The sequence below is a fragment of the Anaerostipes faecis genome (assembly GCF_910574135.1).
Lineage (GTDB): Bacteria > Bacillota > Clostridia > Lachnospirales > Lachnospiraceae > Anaerostipes > Anaerostipes hominis.
This window is the reverse complement of record NZ_CAJSYK010000011.1, coordinates 63,429-81,658: the sequence shown is the minus strand read 5'-3', so window position 1 is coordinate 81,658 and position 18,230 is coordinate 63,429. Positions and strand designations below refer to the sequence as shown.

The window sequence follows — 18,230 nt, the reverse complement described above, 5'->3', positions numbered from 1 at the left end:
ATCATTATAGTTCAGTTTTGTCTGTCTTGTCAATTTATTTTTCTCTTTTTCTTTATTTCCTCTCTTGAGATTGACTGATTTACACAAAAAATACTATATAGTAAATTGGCCTGACAGGAATATACATATGAATACTAATAATTTTACTTCGGAAACGAGCATTTATATCATAGATGATCATTACAGGATCGTGCATTTCAACAGGGAGCTTCAGCAGGTCTTTCCAAAGATCTGCTGCGGTGATATATGCTATGAAGTTTTTGCGGGGAAAAAGCGCCGTGCAGCGGCTGTCCTCTTCATGCATAAGAGAACGAAAGCACGCTCTTTTATAATATGAAGATCTGTCCAAAGCCATCTATGAGGGCAATAAAAACCTGTTTTATAATCTCACGAATCTCTCTGCCTATGATGAATTATTTGAACTGAATCTCACAAAAGATTCCTTCAAAGTTTTATTCCATCTTTCTGACAAATATATTGTTCCCTCAGAAGAGGGATCTTTATCCACTTTGATGACCCAAGTTGTTGCCCGTCAGTTAGTCCATCCCGATGATGCCGCGGATTATCCTGACTTCTCGAATCTGGATACGATTATGGAACGGCCCAGCAATGCCTCTCCGTCTCCATTTCTTTTAGGCCAGTTCCGGAAAGCATTTTCCTGCTTCGGACAAGAGAAGGGAGAATAGAATTCAGACTGATTTCTGAAGACTCCTTTGAGGAATATGGCTATGCGGCAGAATCATTGGACCAGTACATCAGAACCCGTTTTTACAACGATTCAGTGCATCCCGAAAATCTAAGACAGATAAGACAGGACCTTTTAAAAGCCATGGAAAAAAATTCAGAATTTAAGGCTTCTGTCAAAATACGTCTTCCTCAGGAAGAAATAATCTCTATATCTCTGGATATCAGTCCATCTGATATTCTGCTGACATCTTTCCCCGTTCATACATCTCAATCTTATAATCCAGACGTTCCAGAGTCTCCTGCATATCCTGCATTTTCCGGACCAGACGTTTTCTCTGTTCCATGAGAATCGTTTTCCGTGCGTCAATGGTCTCATCTCCCCGGCGAAACAGCTCCACATATTCAATCAGTGCCTCGATCTGCACCCCGGCTTTCCGCATGCACTTCATCAATTCCACCCACTGGCAGGATGCCTGGTCATAATCCCGAATGCCGTTCGGCTTCCTCGGGACAGCCGGTATCAGTCCGATCCTCTCATAATATCTCAGCGTATCTGCAGTTATGTCATACTTTTTACTTACTTCTGCGATGGTCAAAATACTTTCCTCCATTCATTCCAAAGTCCTGGAAAATGACAGCGGGAGCTCCAGCCCATTGTCTTCCAGAAGTGTTTGATCCCTTAATATTTCTTCCGTGGGTCCGTCTGCCGCAAGTCTTCCGTCTGCGATCAGGATTGTCCTCTCACACGTATCATAGATGAAATCCAGGTCATGGGACGCAATGATCTTAGTCCCGGAAAGTCCGTTCAGGACATGGATCAGGCTGCGCCTGTTTTTGGGGTCCAGAGCCGCCGACGGCTCATCCATAAGGATCACCTCCGGCTCCATGGACAGGATCGATGCGATGGATGCCCTTTTTTTCTCTCCTCCGGACAGCCGGTAGATGTGCCTGTCTTTCATCTGCTCCATATGAACACTCTCCAGTGCTCTCAGCGTCCTCTCTCTTGTTTCCTCCTCAGAGAGTCCGTAATTGCGTGGAGCAAATGCCACGTCTTCATACACAGTAGACATAAACAGCTGGCTGTCTGAATCCTGAAACACATATCCCGTCTTCTTCCGAATATCTGCCAGGGACGCTTTCTCTGCCCGGATTCCTCCGATTCTGAGCTCTCCTTCATAGTCTGTCAGAAGCCCTACCATGAGTTTGAGCAGTGTAGACTTCCCCGCTCCGTTGGCCCCGATCAGTCCGATGCTCTCTCCATCTTCAGCAGTAAAATTTAAACCGGAAAGCACATTTTTTCTGTTTGATGAGGCTCTTTTTTCATAGGAAAAGGTGAGGCCGTTTACTTCAATTTTGTTCATACTTCCTCCGTATTCTATTCTAACAGACTTCCGGCAAGTTTAAAAACAGAAACATACCGCAGCAAAACAACGATACCCAGCCAGCCTGCCAGGTACACTGCACTTCTTCTGTCCATTTTCTGCTTCTTTGACAGACGGAAACTTCCGTCAAATCCCCGGAGCAGCATGCTCTCATAGACCGTCTGGGCCCGGTCGATACTTCTTAGCATCAGCTGTCCCAGTAAGGTTCCCCATGCCCGGTAATGGATTCCCTTCTGATCCGGCGCTCTCATGGAGTACGCCTGGGAGATCCGTTCGGCTTCTTTCAGCAGCACGATCACATACCGATAGATCAGAAGCACCATGGTCACCATAATCTTCGGCACATGCAGGAGACGCAGAGCATAACAAATGCTCTCCATAGACGTTGTCAGGATCAGCAGGTAAGATGCCAGCACCGCAAATGCTCCTTTGAGCATCAGTGTGGCCATGGAGATCATGCCGCCGGTTACCGGTAAAGGCCCGGCCCGGAAGAGTACGGCCCGGTCAAAAAACGGATTGGCAATCCCCACTGCACAGACGAGCAGAAGAACCGGCTTTAATTTTCTTATGCTTCTGACCGCAGAGATGCCTCCTGCCCGCATAGTTACTGCGGGATACAGGATCATGCCGAAGATTCCGCCCGGTTCATAGACAGGAAATGACATGGTAAAAGTGATATACCAGACGGTGACGAGAAGCTTGCTCAGAGGATGAATCCTGTTGATCCGCCCCTCTCTTGAAGCCATGGCATCCAGATGGTGTATTTCATGAATTGCCTCATTGATTCTGCTCATGACGTCCTTTCTTTCTAAACAGGCCGAACAGATAACAAACGGCTATACATAATACGATGACTGCCAGTCCGCCGAAGATGCCGGACAGAGAAGTTCCAAGCATCGTCTCCCGGTCCGGGATAGAATAATCCGGCAGAAGGGAGGTCAGACTCTGGATCTTCCCCGCCGCAGCGTGAACCGGACCGGACGCCGCAAGCTCCGCGGACCCTGTTATTTTTTGTATGGACCATTCCAGCCCGTCCGGGTTTGCAGATGCCGCCAGAGATAATGCTCCTCCGATCAGTATAAATGCTCCTGTGAGCGCAAGCAGCACTTTTCGGAAAGAGAGCTTCGGCTTCTTTGCGCCTGCCGCAGATTTCCCGGAGTCCCCGGTCCAGATAAGCTCCGGCCTGGCCTCGTACAAGAAACAGAGCACTGCAGCGGTGATAAGCCCTTCCACCAGTCCGATGACCAGATGGATCGGCTGCATGGCAGCCGCAAATACTGCAAACGGCAGCTCGGTAATGCCCGAAGCAAGAGTCTCTGCTGTCACGGAAAGTGCTCCCAGCTGTAAGGTAAGGATACATCCGATGACGGATGCATATGTAATCTTCTTTTTATCCGGTCCGTTTTTCATGATCCGCCTCCAGAGAAGCCCGGCTCCTATAAAACAGCCATAAAACGCCATGTTCCAAATGTTGCATCCAAGTGCGAGAAGTCCCCCGTCCGCAAAAAGAAGGCACTGGATCAGCAGTACCCCGATCATGGTCAGGAAACCTGCAAATGGTCCCAGTACTGCCGACACGAGCATGCCTCCGCACAGGTGGCCGGAAGAACCGGTGCCCGGAATCGTAAAATTGATCATCTGCCCTGCGAACACAAAGGCTCCCATAACCCCCATCAGCGGAACTTTTTTCGGGTCGTCCTCCTCCTGTACTTTTTTTACTGCCCATCCTGCTGCCGCCGCAGAACAGGCATACATGGTGCCTGCCACCGCAGGGGCCACAAGCGCATCTGCCATATGCATATCTTATTTCTCCTTTCTCTGTTTCAAATGAGTGTCCATGCTGCCGGACCGGAATCCCTCCAGATCCGCTGTAACATATGTAAAACCTATTTCCTTGAGCCGCTTTACCGCAGCTTCTCTGTTTTTGATCAGCCGGGGAAGCTCCTTCTCATCTACTTCGATTCTCGCCATGTCTCCGTATATACGGACACGGACGTTATAAAAGCCCATTGCCCTCAGATACTTCTCCCCTTCCTCTGCCATTTTCATTTTCTCCCCGGACAGTCTGGCCCCATATGGAAATCTCGTGGCAAGACAAGGACTTGCCGGGCGCTCTGCCACGGAGATCCCATATTCCGATGCCATCCTGCGGATATCATCCTTGGTCATCCCGGCCTGCACAAGAGGACTCAGAATTGCAAGCTCTTTTACTGCCCGGATTCCGGGACGGTAGGCGTGCAGGTCATCCGCATTGGTTCCTTCCAGTACAGTCTGTATCCCTAACGATTCCGCCGATTTAAGCAGTTCTGTATACAGATATTTCTTGCACAGATAGCATCTGTTCTCCGGATTATCTATGATCCCCGCATGGGAAAGTTCATCTACATGAACGACCTGATGAACGGCTCCCGCTTCCCTGGCAACTCTCTCTGCAATTTTTATATCCCCGGACGGGTGAAGTTTTGTCACCATCGTAAATGCCGCCACCTTTTTCCCGGTTTTCTCCGCTGCCAGGCATAGAAGCTTTAAGAGCAGGCTGCTGTCCACTCCCCCGGAAAAAGCAAGCGCCACATCTTCCTTTACAAAACCTCTGACTGCTTCTTTTAAATTTGCACAGTGTTCCTCATATCTGTCCATGGCATTCCTCTGCGATCTTTTGGTAAGTTTCCTGGAAAGACAGCCCATTCTTTCTGCACAGTTCTCTGACACTCTCATACTCCGGATAGACTCTCATGCCGTTTTCCATAAAGCATACCTTTACCCGGGCTTCTCCCAGAGAAGTTCTGACTGTTTTCACCTGCCGTTTCAGCACACTTCGCTCCATCTTCTGTCTGCGGATACCGATGGTCGTCGTTTCCCGGAAAATGATCTCCTCAAGCTTCTCTATGTCTTCCTCCTTGCAAATGACATTGAGCTGATAGGCCGGTCTGTTCTTTTTCATAAAGACAGGGGTATAATGGACGTCTCTTGCCCCTGCCTTCATCAGCTGCTCCATCACGTATCCCAGAGCCTCCCCGGTACAGTCGTCAATATTGCTCTCCAGCTTGTATATAAAGTCGCCGGCGCTGCTGTTTTCTGTCTCCCGGATCAGCATGGCCCGCAGCAGGCTCGGCCGTTCATACTCTCTCTTTCCGGCCCCGATCCCGGTTTTCTCAATCACAAACCGTTCCGGCAGCCGGGAAGAAGTCCGGATGGCAGCTGCGATGGCGGCGCCGGTCGGAGTGACCAGTTCTCCCTGCACATCTGTCATGTGTACGGGAAGTGAATATCTGGATGTGATGGCAGTGACCGCCGGCACCGGGATCGGGATCACACCGTGCTGGCACCGGACAGATCCGCTCCCCTCATAAAGCACCGGAATAATGACCTTGTCAATCTGCAGGTTATCGAGGCAGACAGCCGCTGCCGTAATATCCACAATAGAGTCCACGGCTCCCACCTCATGGAAATGGACCTTTTCTATACTGGTGCCGTGTGCCCTGGCCTCCGCCTCTGCGAGGATCTCAAAAATTCTCACCGCCTTCTCTCTGGCGCCGTCCGTGATCTGTGCCCTGCAAAGTATCTCAAGGATCTCTGTAAGACCCCTGTGTTCGTGATCATGAGAATGATGTCCGTGATCTCCATGAAAATGGTCATGACCGTGGATGTGTCCGTGAAGATATTCCATATCGTGGTCATGGTTCTCATGTTCGTGATCCAGAATCACATGAAAGTCACATGCGTCCAGTCCTGCCTTTGATACTCTTCTCACCTCTGTCTGAAATCCCTTTACGGGAAGGCTTTCAAGAGCCTCCAAAAGGACCTTCTCATCGGCCCCGAGATCCAGCAGGGCCGCTGCCATCATGTCGCCGCTGATCCCGGAATAACATTCTAAATAAAGTGTCTGATTCATGATCATTCCCCCAGTCTGTTGATCTGTGATGCCATGTATCCGGCACCGTATCCATTGTCAATATTTACAACCGCAATGCCGTTGGCACATGAGTTAAGCATCGTGAGCAAAGCCGCAATGCCGTGCAGATTGGCCCCGTAGCCCACAGAAGTGGGCACTGCAATCACCGGCTTGTCAACAAGTCCTCCGATGACGCTTGCCAGAGCACCCTCCATCCCCGCCGCCGCAACCACACAGTTGGCACTCTGGATCACATCCAGGCGGGACAAAAGCCGGTGGAGTCCGCTGACTCCCACGTCGTAGATGCGCTCCACGTGATTGCCGAAAAATTCCGCTGTCCGGGCCGCTTCCTCGGCCACAGGAATATCCGCCGTGCCTCCCGTACAGACCACGATCCTCCCAATCCTTTCTTTGTCCGGCTTTTCAATTTTCATAATACGGGAGATCGGATCATATGTAAGTTCCGGAAGTTTTTTCCGGACAAGTTCAAACTGTCTTACGGAGGCTCTCGTGCCGAGTACTTCTCCATTCTGTTCCCAAAGCCTTTGAAAAATACCGGCCAGATGGTCATCGGACTTGCCGCTGCAGAAAACCACCTCGGCGGCGCCGTTCCTCAATTTTCTGTGGGTATCCAGTTTGGCATATCCCATATCCTCAAAGGGCTCCCGGCGGAAAAATGCTTCTGCCTCCCCTACGGACATTTCTCCCCGGCTGACTTTTTCTAATACTTCATGTGCTTCCATCTCTGTGCACTCCTTACTTTTTTATTTGAAGGCCGCTGCATCTTCCTGCCGGCCATTATGTGCTCCCGGACTTACTATATCACCTGGAGCTCACTCTAAGTCAATATTTTTTACAATCCCGCTTAATTGGTCCAACCAATCTTGTCATATTTTTTCACCAGTGTGAAGACTGGTGAAAAAATCAACTTTCCTATTCTTCTTTTGCCCATCCGTAAGAATAACGGACCGCCCGTTTCCATCCGGATACCTTTTTCTCTCTTTCTTCCTCACTGATCTGAGGTTCAAAGACACAGTCAATATCCATGTTCTCGGACAGCTCCTCTTTGCTGTCCCAGTAGCCAACTGCAAGGCCTGCAAGGTATGCCGCTCCCATGGCAGTCGTCTCCACACAGGCCGGACGGTGTACCGGAGCACCGCTGATGTCTGCCTGCATCTGCATTAAAAGATTGTTCTGGCTGGCGCCTCCGTCCACCTTGAGAGAACTTAAATGAATGCCTCCGTCGGCCTCCATGGCCTTCAGCACATCGTTGACCTGAAATGCAATGGACTCGAGTGTCGCCCGGATAATGTGGCACTTGCTGACTCCGCGGGTGATGCCGAGGATCGTTCCTCTGGCGTACTGGTCCCAGTGGGGAGCACCCAGTCCCGTAAACGCCGGCACCACATAACAGCCGTTGCTGTCCTTTACCTTTTGGGCCATATACTCGGAATCCTGGGAGGAGTCAATGAGCTTTAACTCATCCCTCAGCCACTGGATGGCAGCTCCCGCAACAAAAATAGATCCTTCCAGCGCATAGTCCACTTTGCCGTCCAGGCCCCATGCGATGGTTGTCAAAAGCCCGTGCTGGGAATTCACCGGCATCCGACCCGTATTCATGAGAAGGAATCCTCCCGTGCCGTATGTATTCTTGGCTTCGCCCGCCTTGAAACAGGTCTGTCCGAACAGAGCCGCCTGCTGGTCTCCCGCCGCGCCCGCAATAGGAATCGCACCGCCGAAATAAGACGGGTCTGCCTCACCGTATATCTCACTTGACTGGACAGGTTTTGGAAGCATCGCTTCCGGGATATCAAGTATCTCAAGTATCTCCTTATCCCATGTGAGATCTTTGATATTAAAAAGCATGGTTCTGGATGCATTGGAATAATCCGTCACATGGACCTTTCCTTTTGTGAGCTTCCAGATCAGCCAGGTCTCCACGGTTCCAAAGAGAATCTCTCCCTTCTTGGCCCTCTCCCTGGCTCCTTCCACATGGTCCAGAATCCACTTGACCTTCGTCCCGGAAAAATAGGCATCAATAATCAAACCGGTCTTATCCTGTATCTTTTCTTCCAGTCCCTGCTCTTTCAGGGAATCACAGAGCTGTGAGGTCCTGCGGCACTGCCACACAATGGCGTTATAAATCGGCTCCCCCGTCTCCTTGTCCCAAAGGATCGTAGTCTCCCTCTGGTTGGTGATGCCGATGCCCGCGATCTGTTCCGCCGTGACACCGATCTTCTGCATGGCCTCCACCGCCACTCCGAGCTGCGTAGACCAGATCTCTCCCGCATCATGCTCCACCCATCCCGGATTCGGAAATATCTGAGTGAATTCCTTCTGAGCCACACTGCAGATCTTGCCTTCTCTGTTGAACAGGATACATCGGTTGCTCGTTGTGCCCGCATCCAGTGCCATAATGTATCTCTCCATATTGCCCTCCTAGATCTCCGTTATTTCTCTGTGCTCCCACACGTTATGTCAGATTTATTATAGCATATTGCACAAATATATCCAACAGAACAGCGATTATTTATAAATTTTTCAGCCACACAGAAGGGAGCAGACAGGCCCGCCTTATTTTATGTCCGGTCAAACACTGCCAGGGATGTGACCCCTCCGATAATCAGAGTGAATCCCAGGATATCCATGCCAACAAAAATCTCTCCCAGCAGCAGTGCAGACATGACTGCCGCCACCAGCGGCTCCACACACGCAAACATGCTGGCTCTCACAGGACCCAGCATGCGAACGCCTTCCAGATAACATCCAAACGGAATAACCGTTCCGAAGATGATAACGGCCAGTGTCATGAGGACCGTTTTCATGTCCCATATACCGGGGACATGAAAAAAGCCCGTCACAGGTATCATAAGCAGTCCCCCTATGAACATTCCCCATCCCACTGTCTCCAGTGAGCCAAATTCATTCAGTAGTTTTTCCGGCTGAATATTATAGACAGCCAGAGCAACTGCGGCAGCAAGTCCCCAGAACAAAGCCCTGCCTGTAACGGCCAGACTGCCGGGATCTCCGTGAGTCGCCAACAGAAAAACCCCGGTGATGACGCAGACCAGAACGATCACTTCCAGGCGCTTCGGCTTTCTATTTTCTACTGCCAGACAGAACAGCATGATAAGCGCCGGGGCAATGTATTGGAGCACAGTAGCTGTCCCCGGATTAGAATACTGGATTGCAAGAAAATAAGACATCTGGCAGGCTGTCATCCCGAACAGACAGAACACAAGCTGACTCACTGCCGTTCGTTTCTTTTTCCAGACACGGAATATATCCCCCTTCTTTTGGACTACCGCCAACAAGAGCATGAGCAGTCCTGCCGACAAAAGCCTCAGCGTCACAAGCCAGACGGCCGTGAGCTGCTTTTCGTCAAACAGATATTTCCCGATAATCCCGGAAATCCCCCAGAAGATTCCTCCCAACATTGTAAAGATCACGCCTTTTGTATTTTGATTCATAGGTTTCCAAAATCCTTTCTCGTGTATTTCAGTTTATTATAATATAAAACAGTGTTTTGAGGAATTTGTTTTTACAGTATAATGATGAAAGAAGGATATTGTCTCTGCACGCAAAGGAGCCTGCCTATGTCCACAAATATCTTTGATTATCTCACCTGGAGGGGAGATGTAAGCTTTCAGGAATGTGGGATGAATGAGGTTGACAGCCTGATTCTGTCCTGTCGTTCCTACATCCGGTTTCCGGGCATTGTCCCCGATATCTCGGAATCCGGCTCGGTGACAATAAAGGAGGCATCCGAAGCATTTTTCTCTCAGGACAAAGAAAACCGCCGTACCAGAACGAAAGAAGACGAAAGACTGCTGAGAATGCTCGGAAAGAGCAGACGCTTTGGTCCCCTGAGACTTTCACGTTATGCTGACCGCTTAAGCCGGAACAGGAAAACAATTTGCCGCCGTTACCGTGCTGTTTGAGGATCACAGAGCTTTTTTTGCATTTAGCGGGACAGACAGTCTATAATCATGACGGACCGGGCTTTTACAGCACAATCCATATTCCTGGGAGGTCATGGGGCCTGAATTTATCCGGGTAAAGTCAGTCAACCCCTCCTCCAAATTTCATCGACCGCACATTAAAAAGCTGGCTTTCCGGCCTCAGCAGCTCCGAACGAAACGATTTTTTAACAGTCCTTATGAGATTTTCTCTGCCACAGATGCGGAGACACTCCAGGACCTGCCGGTATGCTGGATTAAAAATTTCCAAAAGCCTTCTGGATACGTGGAAAGAAGCATTGCTGAATGATCTCTAAAAGGATATCCCCTTGCGAATTTTTTTAAACTTCCATCACTATTTATACACAATTCGCAGATACTATGAAGACAGACCCGAAAACACTGTTTTTATATAGAGGTATCCTATGGAAACAAAAGATCATTTTGCACTTTCAAAACTGCTGGCCCGCCGAATGTTCCTGAACAATTCCAAAACATTTGCATTTATCCTGGGAAATGTTCTGCCCGATTTCAATCCTTTCTCCTATCTGGGCGGCTCCAATGCCGCAGAACTGAAAGGACACAGTTATGACTCCCGCAGACATCTGATGGGACAGGCTTATTCGTCAGGCTTTCGGGATACTTTTGCCGGCTGGTTCCGGGCCGGTGAGATGATGCATTATCTCGCTGATTCTTTTACCCGTCCCCATAACAAAGAATTTCGCTATTCTCTGAAAGAGCACATAAAATATGAACGCCGTCTCCACCTGGTCTTCTCAAACTGTCTGAGAACGAATCAGATCAGCCGGTATATAAAATCGTGCTCAGGCATCTGCAGATTTGAACCATGGCTGGAAAACCTGCACCGGCAGTATATTCTCTCCTCCTCAACACCGGAAAGTGACTGCCGGTATATTCTTCACTCAGCCCTTATCGTATGCAAAGGACTGGCACAGAGAAATGGTTTTTTGTCCGGGAGATATCATGCTGTAAAACCGCTTTTATAAATTTCCCAGTCGATGTCTTTAAATACATTGAAAACTATACGCTTTAAGCCGCTTCCTTTGTCCAGATAAGCAAGTACCGTATTCAGCGCGATTTCTGCGGCCTTCCGGTTGGAAAAATGATATTCTCCCGTGGATATGCAGCAGAATACAATACTGTCCAGTTTCTTTTCCTCCGTCAGTTTAAGGCATGACAGATAGCAGCTTTCCAATGTATGACAGTCTTTTTCGGTGAGGATTTCCCTTACAATCGGACCCACCGTGTGAAGCACAAATCTGCACGGAAGATTAAAACCAGGAGTGATCTTTGCCCGCCCGGCAGGTTCTTCGTATCCCTGTTTTCTCATAATCCGGAAGCACTCTTCCCGAAGTCCGATCCCGGCCGCCGAGTGAATGGCGTTATCGATGCATCCGCCGAAATTCTGGTGATATCACCCTTCCATAGAGAAATCCGATCTCCATGGCGGAGCTCTGAATTGAATTCTTCTTTCACTGTGGGCAGTTCCTTTGCATATACAATTCCTTTTCTTTCCCTGCACTCTGGGCAATACTTCGATATTGAAGAACGGGGGACATATTCAACGCCGCATACCGTACAATTCTTAGGCTTTAATGCTGTCCACCGTTTTGTTGGCGTGATATGTAATTCACCGACAAAGCCGATGAATTTATAGTAAAGCTTCAATAGCGTGTGCGGTACACATGACGTTGCCATACCTGCCATATACGCAGTCGATGATGTCGGGGCGTTTCCTTCTGTTCGCACTCGCCGCCCGCATCGCATAGCCGCAGTCCGCACATTTGATAACACCTGCAAAGATATTTTCAAATCCTCCTGCGTGACTATCCCCTCGTGTGTATTGAGTATCACTTCCCATTCTTCGGTCAGCTTAGAAGGTATTTTCTTGCTTTTCATGTTGGCGGCAATCCGCTTGTAGCCTGCAAGGTTTCCCGCATAGACAGGGCTTCTTAAAATGCCCCTCACGCTGTTCTCGCTTCAGATATAGCGGTTTGGTTATAGGAGATAATTATTCTGTTAAGTAGAGATTGTACTTCTACCTTCATGGTGAGAGGTAGCGTTGCATAGGCAGGGATTTTTTTAACTGGCTGTCTGCCTTTCTCTGATGAACTATGTATAGATAAAAAATACTGATTGCGGGCAAAAGAAAGCCCTCCAAACTTCAAAAAGCGAAGTCGGAGGGTAATGAAAGCATTACAGAGTAATCCACCGAAACATCGTTTTTTTAATTCAGTGGACTTGCCCTGTCTTACTACATATTGCATAGAGCCGACATTTAGCATTTATTTAAATGTATCAGCCCGGTAATGGCCTTACTTTTCCTCTACGGAAAGCCATATTTCACAATGGAAATTATTATCGTAAATTTCAGCACTCGGATAAACCTCAATGCACATCCCGCCCGCAGGCTGATATTTACTGGTTGGAAAGAATTCTGTATAAATTTTCCGATACAACTCTTGAAACGCTTCTGGCATTCTCCCAGTACAAGGGAAAACTGCCCAAGTATTTGCAGGTACTTTCTCAATCGTCAATCCTGCTACCACATCGCCGCCTGTATAAGCCGCTCCGATTGCATAATCAAAGTCCCCCTCAATCGGATTGTCAAAGCATATCCCAACGATTGCTCCTCCGAAGATGTTTTCTGGATTGATATATTTGCACAAAGTATCAATCGTTCCATCTGCTCCGCAAGCCGCCCATGTTGCATGGATATTCTTCTGGCTGATTTCCTGTCCTCCTCCATATCTGGCTCGTTTGGCAATGACCTCAAACCCTTCTCGTTTCTCAATTCTGTAATCCATTGTTGTTCCTCCTTCTAATATGATTTTTACGGAAACTCTGGAAAAAGATCTGAGTGTAAGTTTTTCATTTTTCGCTTGGACTGGCGTAATTCCATGAAATTTTGTAAATGCCCTACTGAAGCTTTCTGGACTGTTATATCCATATTTTAGGGCTATATCTATGACTTTTTCATTTTCCGAAAATAAATCCGCTCCTGCAAGTGACAACCTCCTGTTGCGGATATACTCACCGATAGAATAGCCGCAGATAATATGAAAAACCCTTTGGAAATGAAAGCTCGAAGAATACGCCTGTTTTGCAACTTCAGCATAATCTATATCTTCGGTAATGTGGTTTTCAATATAGTCTATTGCCTTTTGCAATCCTTTCACCCATTCCATGTTTTTCCTCCTTCCGTAATCATAGTATAGTAAACAAACAATGTCTTTTCCTGATATTCTATGCTTTGCTTTGTTAAGTTTCAATTATCCTCATTTGACACCAATATCATGCAGTCTGTTATCTATCACAAATTTCTTTTTTCTTGGGTCACCCTCTGCACGGTAAATGATTAAACTCCCTAAATCAAAAATGGAACTCCAAACGGTTTCAAAGTCTGGCTCATTATCATATTGGCACATAAAACCATAATCACCTTTTAAGAGATGTTTGGTGGTTTCAATGTAATCATCTTTTATCTTCCCTGAAGAAAAACTGTCTATGACAACCTCGTACCGTTTGTGGGAATCATAGTCATTCCCATGTGCGTCATCATGCATTTTCATATCATCAGACGTAAAACTGTTGACCGTACAAACAATTCTTCCACTATCAAAAGTTTCTGCTTTTCGGATTTTTTGACAGACGGCGTGCACTCAACCACTACCATTCTGCCGCTTTTATCTGCAAGTAAAATATTACAATTACAAGCTATGGGTAAATTACAAAGCAATGAAATTGCCTGCTTCGTATCTTTCGCTTTTTCAAGCAAATACCTCACAATGAAGCAAGAATTAAATCCCGCCTGTATCTTTTGAGGAGCAGTCATCACAAATGTCATCGCAACTGCAAGACCATATTCATTCAATCCCTCTTCTCCGTTAATAAAAGATGACGTTGTAATATTAAACCGATTACCATTCTTCGGAACATAGATTTCACTTTTGCTTCCATCCTGCAGAAAGGGAGGCAAATCATTATTTCTCCCATATATCACCCTGTTCAAGCTGAAAATCGTCTAACTGAAGCGGAAAGGATATTTGACCTCTTTTAAAAATCTTTCCACGTTTCACTCCCATTTCATAATGGTCGCCTTTTAAGGTAATACACTAATTCCAATATTCCGCCCGGCTCTTGATTGGATAATCTGTATATTTTCCATAATTGATTTCCCTGCAACGTGGATTTCCAAAAATCAGGAACTGCCCTTAGATTTTCTTCCATATCCTCAACCATTGGAATACGGATACCCACGATACGCAAAGGCTGTTTTTCTGCAATGTGATACGCCATCGAACTTCCTCCTGATATTTTGATTGAAAACTGAATTGACGGATATGCCTGCAAAATACTGCCCATAGATTTTGCTGCTGTCGGCGTAATACCGTGAATATTTTGGAATGCCCGATTAAAAAGAAGTCGAAGAAGAATATCCATATTTCAGAGCAATATCTATTACCTTACAGTCCGTCCGCTGCAATTCAAATGCCGCCTGTGTCATTTTTCAGCAACATATGTATTCAGACAGTAACATACCCGAAACATACGAAAAAATATGTTGAAAATAATAGGGAGAACAACACGCAATGCGGGCTGCTTCATCATACGATATTTCCTTATCCAGATTATCTTCTATGTAATCAATGGCTGCTCCAAGTTTTTTCAACCATTCCATCTTGTTACCTCCTTAAAAATAAGGATATCCTCAGGTCCCTCCGAAAGTAGAGTATTCTCTCACAGAGACCGGACTGAGCTTAAAACCGATCCTGGACTCCATGGCGCAGTGGGGAACCGAATACAGAGACAAAACACGCCGTGGTGAAACCTCATTCCTTTGACACCACATCTATGATCACATATTCACAGTGTCCTCCCGTGCGGATCGGATATCCCCATCCCGCCATGCCCGATGTCACCACTGTCTGAAGATTTCCGGTCTTCCGGAAGCCATAGTTGATCTCATTGATTCCAAGAAGCTGCATCAGCTGCCCGGTAGGCCAGATCTGTCCCGCATGGGTATGGCCCGACACCTGCAGATCGATGCCCTGCCTGTTATTTTCCTTCAGATCTCCGGGCTGGTGATCCATTAGGATTCTGAAACTGTTTTCCGGTGCATCTTTCATGATCTCTTTCAGACTCTTCCTGTCCTGGTCACCGGCATCCTTTCTCCCGATGATGCAGATATGATTCCCTGTCTTAAACACCTCATCCTCCAGCACATGGACTCCGGCTTTTTCTAAAGTATTCCTGAGATGTCCGGAAGTGTACTCCGGCTTTTCCCTGTATTGATTGGAATCATGATTCCCATATACATAAAAAATTCCGTAAGTACTCTGCATCCGTCCCAAAGCTTTGGCCGCCCGTTCCATCTCTTCTCTCCCGGTATCCTCATCGAAGATATCTCCGGCCAAAAGAACCAGATCCGGCTCCTGATTCTGTATTTTACTGCACCAGTTCTCCAGGTCTTCGGCACTCATCGTAACGCCCAGGTGGATGTCCGACATCAGGACTATCCTGAGTGTTTCCTCTTGATGAATCTTAGAAGTCCCGATCCTGTAACCGGTCTTCTCAATCTTCTGCATATTCATATATCCGTAAGAAAAAACAACCGAAATGATGAGAAAAGACAGTACTCCGCTTCTGTAAATCAGATCCCATACTTTGAAAACAAACGGTGCTCTTTTGATGAGAAAATTGACCAGCTCAATGACCAGGGAGACTCCTGCAAGATGCAGGACGGCTACTCCTCCCCATCCATAGGCCGGCCAGGCAGAAAAAACACAGGCCAATGCCAAAGCCGCACTCAGTCCTTTCGCCAGGCGTACGTCCCTTTTTAAGAAAAGGCTCAGAATCCTGCGGAAGAAAACATATAAATATATTCCTGTCGGTATGAGGATCAAGATCGGCAGTATGAAAAATAACAGATACAATGTGGGGCCTCCTTCTGTTTATTACATAAATATTCAAACATCATTATTGATGTTTTTCCATGATAGCATTTAGACCCCGCTCAAAGTCAACAGTTTCACATAAAATAAAAACATATATTGATATTTTTAGGTACAGCTCTCCCAGGAGAACAAAGTGGGCAAGCCCTGAAATTAAACAGGGCTCTTCTTCGTCATTCTCTCTTACTCTTCCGGTGCTAAAGTGTCGAGTAAATATTCTTCCGCCTCTCTGCACCAAACATTATTGTTTGCCTTGCATATCTCTGCCAGATGTGCAAACATCTCGTTCTCTTTTCCCAATTCCTCAAAATCTTCAATGGCAGTCAGTTCCATCTTGATATGTGGGTAGATCAGTTTTTTGCCTCCCGGAAGCTTCGGCAGATTCAGGATCGTATCCGGTGCCGCGTCAATGCCTCCGATATGTGTAACCATGTAAGACGGATTGATCTTTCCTGCCGCAGACAGTTCCAGAGACTCGATCATATCCACAGGCGCTCCTCCCGAAGTTCCGCAGATGTGGGTTCCTTCGTAGTGGACATTGTAGAAATTATATTTTGCCTTGAAGTTGTTGTCCGTAGGCCCTGCAAAGAAATTCAGGCAGCCGTCGTTTCCTAAAAGATCGTCTCCCATCTCGATGAGGGATTCCACCGGTGCGAATACGAATACTTCATCATATCCCTTCCCGCCGTTTAATTCTTTCAGTTCTTCTGCCGCATTTTCTTTTCCTGCGGTGTTCACATAAATGAGTTCCACACCTTTAGAAGCCGCATCCTCCGGAGTAATCAGGGATTTTGCTCTCTCAAGCCTTTCTTCATTGATGTCCGTCACAACGATGCGCTTTGAATGATACGGCCCGTTCAGTGCATAATCAATGGCTCCGATCCCCATCGGACCCGCACATCCCAGAAGAGCCACACTTCCCCCGTCCTTTAATCCCATTCTGTGTTCATACACATACGGTGTTGTGTGGTAGGTAGCGTGAAATGCTCCGATGATACATGACATCGGCTCTGCCAGAGATGCATTTGCAAAATAATCACCGTCATACGGAAGTACACATCCAATGTCGATGGAAACCTTCGGAATAATACAGTAGGTTGCGTTTCCTCCATAGTATTCGTAGCTGTATCCGGCAGAATATCCGCTCGGAAGTCCCATAGCCGGCTGGAGTACGAATTTTTCTCCCGGCTTGAAGCGGTCTTTCAGCTTTTCTCCCACTTCTACGATGTATCCGCCGAACTCATGGCCGGTAATCGTCGGGTGCTCCGGACTCAGATCATCCGGCACCCTCTTGTGCTCCCCGCCCCTCAGTGCCGCCTTATAAGTTGACAGGCAAATGCTGTTTGACACAACCTTTACCAAGAGTTCCTCTTCTCCGATTTCCGGAAGGTCCACTTCCTTTACATAAACCTGATTTTTCCCTGCAAGAACTGCCGCTGTTGATTTCATCCTTTATCCTCCTAATATAATCTCCGTCTGCTTCTACCTTTAACATCAAATCCCCGTCCAGAGAAGTCTCCAAAACCCTTCTCACATTCACGCTGTCGCTGTTTATATACCAGTCTTCTGCCTCTTCTCTCGTAAGGCCGCCCTTCATCTTCCTTCCGATCAGCCGTTCCTTTAACGTCTCTTCTTCAGAGCGGATTAATATCGTATAATCTGCGGTATCCTTTAATGTCTTCCACGGCTCCTCATCAAGGAGCAGCCAGTTGCCTTCGATCAGCACAATGTCCTTCGTAATTTTTTCCAAATCTTCCACCACATCGTGGATGTTTCTGTCATATATGGGCCAGAGAATATCTTCTTCTTTGATCCTTCCAAGCTTCTCCTCAAGCTTCCCGGTATTATAAGTCTCTGGACATCCCTTTACTTTCTTCATAGGAACTTCTTTTCCCATCACGACCGCATTGTGGGTATTAATGTAATCTGAGTGGTAGTGAAAACCATCCAGTCCTATCGCCTGTATCTCTGTCAGATCTTCCTGCTGCACAGCCAGATATTCCAGAAACTTGGACAGTGTTGTCTTTCCCACTGCCGGCGGCGCCGCCAGAAATACGATCAGTCTCCGGCCCAGTTTTTTCTGCATACCGGTGAATTTTCTCAGCATGGGCAGGAAAATGGTTTCTATGGCTTCCTCGCTGTAAACCGTATTGATCTGAAATCCATTGACATCAAACACATACTCTTTCCAATTTTTCATGATCTACCTCATTAAATTTTGTTTACGTTGTTTTATGTCCGTTTATTTTTGTTTTATGGGTAAATTATATGATTTTTTCCTTGTTATGTCAATACTCTGACATAAATTACGTTTGTTTTTGTTGTTTTATTTTTG

22 protein-coding genes and 2 pseudogenes are annotated in these 18,230 nt (G+C 47.1%); 5 read left to right on the top strand and 19 right to left on the bottom strand.

What is annotated here, in order from left to right:
- Positions 1–127 precede the first annotated feature (127 nt).
- Both QGT46_RS09255 and QGT46_RS09250 read left to right on the top strand, forming a co-directional pair.
- Positions 128–337: a hypothetical protein gene (locus QGT46_RS09255; protein ID WP_301590517.1), complete on the top strand. Its 210-nt coding sequence runs from the start codon at positions 128–130 to the stop codon at positions 335–337.
- A gap of 172 nt (positions 338–509) precedes the next feature.
- Positions 510–686, top strand: coding sequence for a hypothetical protein (locus tag QGT46_RS09250; RefSeq protein WP_301590515.1), 177 nt, complete (start codon positions 510–512; stop codon positions 684–686).
- A gap of 222 nt (positions 687–908) precedes the next feature.
- Here QGT46_RS09250 and QGT46_RS09245 read toward each other — a convergent pair whose 3' ends face one another.
- The 9 genes from QGT46_RS09245 to QGT46_RS09205 all read right to left on the bottom strand — a co-directional run bounded on the left by QGT46_RS09245 (position 909) and on the right by QGT46_RS09205 (position 9,431).
- Complete coding sequence (locus tag QGT46_RS09245) at positions 909–1,298, bottom strand: MerR family transcriptional regulator (protein ID WP_034550129.1); 390 nt, start codon at positions 1,296–1,298, stop codon at positions 909–911.
- Complete coding sequence (locus QGT46_RS09240) at positions 1,299–2,048, bottom strand: energy-coupling factor ABC transporter ATP-binding protein (protein ID WP_301590512.1); 750 nt, start codon at positions 2,046–2,048, stop codon at positions 1,299–1,301.
- 14 nt (positions 2,049–2,062) lie between these two features.
- Positions 2,063–2,863, bottom strand: coding sequence for a cobalt ECF transporter T component CbiQ (gene cbiQ, locus QGT46_RS09235; RefSeq protein ID WP_287519523.1), 801 nt, complete (start codon positions 2,861–2,863; stop codon positions 2,063–2,065).
- Positions 2,847–3,869, bottom strand: a complete 1,023-nt coding sequence (locus QGT46_RS09230) for an energy-coupling factor ABC transporter permease (RefSeq protein WP_301590510.1) — start codon at positions 3,867–3,869, stop codon at positions 2,847–2,849. Before QGT46_RS09230 ends, cbiQ begins: the two co-directional genes overlap by 17 nt.
- A 3-nt stretch (positions 3,870–3,872) precedes the next feature.
- On the bottom strand, positions 3,873–4,706 hold the full coding sequence (gene larE, locus QGT46_RS09225) for an ATP-dependent sacrificial sulfur transferase LarE (RefSeq protein ID WP_024728556.1): 834 nt from the start codon (positions 4,704–4,706) through the stop codon (positions 3,873–3,875).
- Positions 4,693–5,961, bottom strand: coding sequence for a nickel pincer cofactor biosynthesis protein LarC (gene larC / locus QGT46_RS09220; RefSeq protein ID WP_301590506.1), 1,269 nt, complete (start codon positions 5,959–5,961; stop codon positions 4,693–4,695). The genes larE and larC overlap by 14 nt, the downstream gene beginning before the upstream one ends.
- 2 nt (positions 5,962–5,963) lie before the next feature.
- Positions 5,964–6,704, bottom strand: coding sequence for a nickel pincer cofactor biosynthesis protein LarB (gene larB, locus QGT46_RS09215; RefSeq protein WP_301590504.1), 741 nt, complete (start codon positions 6,702–6,704; stop codon positions 5,964–5,966).
- A 190-nt stretch (positions 6,705–6,894) separates the two neighbouring features.
- Complete coding sequence (glpK, locus tag QGT46_RS09210; RefSeq protein ID WP_301590502.1) at positions 6,895–8,391, bottom strand: glycerol kinase GlpK; 1,497 nt, start codon at positions 8,389–8,391, stop codon at positions 6,895–6,897.
- Positions 8,392–8,540: 149 nt separating this feature from the next.
- Entirely contained in the window at positions 8,541–9,431 is an 891-nt protein-coding gene (locus QGT46_RS09205) for a DMT family transporter (RefSeq protein ID WP_301590500.1), read from the bottom strand.
- A gap of 126 nt (positions 9,432–9,557) precedes the next feature.
- Here QGT46_RS09205 and QGT46_RS09200 point away from each other — a divergent pair, with 126 nt between their 5' ends.
- On the top strand, positions 9,558–9,902 hold the full coding sequence (locus QGT46_RS09200; protein WP_301590498.1) for a hypothetical protein: 345 nt from the start codon (positions 9,558–9,560) through the stop codon (positions 9,900–9,902).
- A 443-nt stretch (positions 9,903–10,345) separates the two neighbouring features.
- On the top strand, positions 10,346–10,927 hold the full coding sequence (locus tag QGT46_RS09195) for a zinc dependent phospholipase C family protein (protein WP_301590496.1): 582 nt from the start codon (positions 10,346–10,348) through the stop codon (positions 10,925–10,927).
- Here the strand turns inward: QGT46_RS09195 and QGT46_RS09190 are convergent.
- From QGT46_RS09190 to QGT46_RS09160, 7 genes and pseudogenes are all read right to left on the bottom strand, one after another.
- Complete coding sequence (locus tag QGT46_RS09190) at positions 10,903–11,301, bottom strand: macro domain-containing protein (protein ID WP_301590559.1); 399 nt, start codon at positions 11,299–11,301, stop codon at positions 10,903–10,905. The two genes, QGT46_RS09195 and QGT46_RS09190, sit on opposite strands and share 25 nt — an antisense overlap.
- Positions 11,268–11,921, bottom strand: a pseudogene (locus QGT46_RS09185) (recombinase zinc beta ribbon domain-containing protein); the annotation flags it as partial. The gene QGT46_RS09190 and the pseudogene QGT46_RS09185, both read right to left, overlap by 34 nt.
- Before the next feature lie 335 nt (positions 11,922–12,256).
- The gene (locus QGT46_RS09180) at positions 12,257–13,213 is read right to left on the bottom strand and encodes an AraC family transcriptional regulator (protein WP_330655790.1); all 957 of its coding nucleotides are present in this window, start codon (positions 13,211–13,213) and stop codon (positions 12,257–12,259) included.
- A 6-nt stretch (positions 13,214–13,219) separates the two neighbouring features.
- A complete protein-coding gene (locus tag QGT46_RS09175; RefSeq protein ID WP_301590493.1) occupies positions 13,220–13,507 on the bottom strand; it encodes a hypothetical protein in 288 nt (95 codons plus the stop codon).
- A gap of 2 nt (positions 13,508–13,509) precedes the next feature.
- A complete protein-coding gene (locus QGT46_RS09170; protein WP_301590555.1) occupies positions 13,510–13,944 on the bottom strand; it encodes a C45 family peptidase in 435 nt (144 codons plus the stop codon).
- Between the two features lie 83 nt (positions 13,945–14,027).
- Positions 14,028–14,306 (bottom strand): hypothetical protein, encoded by a 279-nt coding sequence (locus QGT46_RS09165; protein ID WP_301590491.1) that lies wholly within the window; start codon positions 14,304–14,306, stop codon positions 14,028–14,030.
- A gap of 145 nt (positions 14,307–14,451) precedes the next feature.
- The gene (locus QGT46_RS09160) at positions 14,452–14,622 is read right to left on the bottom strand and encodes a hypothetical protein (RefSeq protein ID WP_301590489.1); all 171 of its coding nucleotides are present in this window, start codon (positions 14,620–14,622) and stop codon (positions 14,452–14,454) included.
- A gap of 25 nt (positions 14,623–14,647) precedes the next feature.
- Here QGT46_RS09160 and QGT46_RS09155 point away from each other — a divergent pair.
- Positions 14,648–14,785, top strand: a pseudogene (locus QGT46_RS09155) (winged helix-turn-helix transcriptional regulator); the annotation flags it as partial.
- Here the strand turns inward: QGT46_RS09155 and QGT46_RS09150 are convergent.
- From QGT46_RS09150 to QGT46_RS09140, 3 genes are all read right to left on the bottom strand, one after another.
- On the bottom strand, positions 14,774–15,877 hold the full coding sequence (locus QGT46_RS09150; protein ID WP_301590487.1) for a metallophosphoesterase: 1,104 nt from the start codon (positions 15,875–15,877) through the stop codon (positions 14,774–14,776). The pseudogene QGT46_RS09155 and the gene QGT46_RS09150 sit on opposite strands and share 12 nt — an antisense overlap.
- A gap of 201 nt (positions 15,878–16,078) precedes the next feature.
- Positions 16,079–17,290 carry a zinc-binding dehydrogenase gene (locus QGT46_RS09145; protein WP_301590553.1) on the bottom strand — a complete coding sequence of 404 codons (1,212 nt, stop codon included), beginning with the start codon at positions 17,288–17,290 and terminating at the stop codon, positions 16,079–16,081.
- Positions 17,214–18,095 (bottom strand): nucleoside/nucleotide kinase family protein, encoded by an 882-nt coding sequence (locus QGT46_RS09140; protein WP_301590485.1) that lies wholly within the window; start codon positions 18,093–18,095, stop codon positions 17,214–17,216. Before QGT46_RS09140 ends, QGT46_RS09145 begins: the two co-directional genes overlap by 77 nt.
- Positions 18,096–18,230: the final 135 nt, after the last annotated feature.

What these genes read in the sequence shown, in the direction of transcription:
- larB (WP_301590504.1), bottom strand. Translation starts at nt 6,704, where the DNA reads ATGGAAGCACATGAAGTATTAGAAAAAGTCAGCCGGGGAGAAATGTCC.
- larC (WP_301590506.1), bottom strand. Translation starts at nt 5,961, where the DNA reads ATGAATCAGACACTTTATTTAGAATGTTATTCCGGGATCAGCGGCGAC.
- QGT46_RS09240 (WP_301590512.1), bottom strand. Translation starts at nt 2,048, where the DNA reads ATGAACAAAATTGAAGTAAACGGCCTCACCTTTTCCTATGAAAAAAGA.
- larE (WP_024728556.1), bottom strand. Translation starts at nt 4,706, where the DNA reads ATGGACAGATATGAGGAACACTGTGCAAATTTAAAAGAAGCAGTCAGA.
- glpK (WP_301590502.1), bottom strand. Translation starts at nt 8,391, where the DNA reads ATGGAGAGATACATTATGGCACTGGATGCGGGCACAACGAGCAACCGA.
- QGT46_RS09255 (WP_301590517.1), top strand. Translation starts at nt 128, where the DNA reads ATGAATACTAATAATTTTACTTCGGAAACGAGCATTTATATCATAGAT.
- QGT46_RS09160 (WP_301590489.1), bottom strand. Translation starts at nt 14,622, where the DNA reads ATGGAATGGTTGAAAAAACTTGGAGCAGCCATTGATTACATAGAAGAT.
- QGT46_RS09175 (WP_301590493.1), bottom strand. Translation starts at nt 13,507, where the DNA reads ATGCATGATGACGCACATGGGAATGACTATGATTCCCACAAACGGTAC.
- QGT46_RS09205 (WP_301590500.1), bottom strand. Translation starts at nt 9,431, where the DNA reads ATGAATCAAAATACAAAAGGCGTGATCTTTACAATGTTGGGAGGAATC.
- QGT46_RS09195 (WP_301590496.1), top strand. Translation starts at nt 10,346, where the DNA reads ATGGAAACAAAAGATCATTTTGCACTTTCAAAACTGCTGGCCCGCCGA.
- QGT46_RS09165 (WP_301590491.1), bottom strand. Translation starts at nt 14,306, where the DNA reads ATGGGCAGTATTTTGCAGGCATATCCGTCAATTCAGTTTTCAATCAAA.
- cbiQ (WP_287519523.1), bottom strand. Translation starts at nt 2,863, where the DNA reads ATGAGCAGAATCAATGAGGCAATTCATGAAATACACCATCTGGATGCC.
- QGT46_RS09140 (WP_301590485.1), bottom strand. Translation starts at nt 18,095, where the DNA reads ATGAAAAATTGGAAAGAGTATGTGTTTGATGTCAATGGATTTCAGATC.
- QGT46_RS09230 (WP_301590510.1), bottom strand. Translation starts at nt 3,869, where the DNA reads ATGCATATGGCAGATGCGCTTGTGGCCCCTGCGGTGGCAGGCACCATG.
- QGT46_RS09245 (WP_034550129.1), bottom strand. Translation starts at nt 1,298, where the DNA reads ATGGAGGAAAGTATTTTGACCATCGCAGAAGTAAGTAAAAAGTATGAC.
- QGT46_RS09200 (WP_301590498.1), top strand. Translation starts at nt 9,558, where the DNA reads ATGTCCACAAATATCTTTGATTATCTCACCTGGAGGGGAGATGTAAGC.